Below are 842 nucleotides of genomic sequence, written 5' to 3'. Positions count from 1 at the left end.
TTTATACACTTGTGGGTAATCAGTAGGACTTAAGTCACCCGCTAATAGAAAAGTAAGGCATTACTTCTAATTTATCTACCATGCCCACGATGCCCCGCCCTTCCTGGTCGCCCGTGACCTCTTCCTATCCCTAGCAGTCCGCCAGTATCCGTTCTTTGTAAACCATATCTAATAAAAAAGCCATAATATGTTTTAGCACTATCGTAAAACTCGTTGCTAAAATCATAGTAGCCTGTTGAGATGCCAATACCCCAATTTTTGGATAGTTGTGCAAAAATACTGTAGGATAGTTCCAACATTAAACTGCCTTCAGCATCAAATACTTTGCCTGCCCCTATGGTCATTTCATTGGCAAAAATCCCATAATTGCATACATCCATCGTGATTTTACCTTCCAGAAACGTAGTGGTGTCTGGTCTAAGAGAGTTTCGACCTAGGGCAATACCTAAATCGATTACATTGAAAGATTTACCAAATTCAATAAATTGTGCTACCCTGTCTCTTGTTTTACCTGCACCTGTATAAATAGATAAGGGCATGAATCTAGCATAGAAAGGAGCATTCTTGAAGTTCAATCCCAATTTTGTAGAATCTATCGTATTATTGGGAGGTAATGTAACAGTTTGAGAGACCGCTTTGATTGTAAATAGTGAAATTATAAATACTAAGACTGTAGCCTTTTTCATAATACTTATGGTTGTTTTAGAAAACAAGAGAATTAAATCTAAATACCATAAAATTATACTGACTACAAAATTTTTGTTACTTTATAATCAATTGAAAAAGGCAAAAAATGATTGAGTAGTTTACTTATCACTAGAGAGGGACTTAAGTCCCTCTCT

The 842-nt window shown here is 36.1% G+C and carries 1 protein-coding gene; it reads right to left on the bottom strand.

All coding sequences use genetic code 11. From position 1 onward, the window contains the following. Positions 1-71: 71 nt before the first annotated feature. Positions 72-686 (bottom strand): hypothetical protein, encoded by a 615-nt coding sequence (locus tag AC07XN_RS24525; protein ID WP_494744957.1) that lies wholly within the window; start codon positions 684-686, stop codon positions 72-74. Between the last annotated feature and the right edge of the window lie 156 nt (positions 687-842).

The sequence above is a fragment of the Arcicella sp. GW458-12-2-14-TSB2 genome, assembly GCF_059423785.1.
The sequence above is the reverse complement of the archived record's forward strand: the minus strand, read 5'-3'. Positions and strand labels throughout refer to the sequence as shown.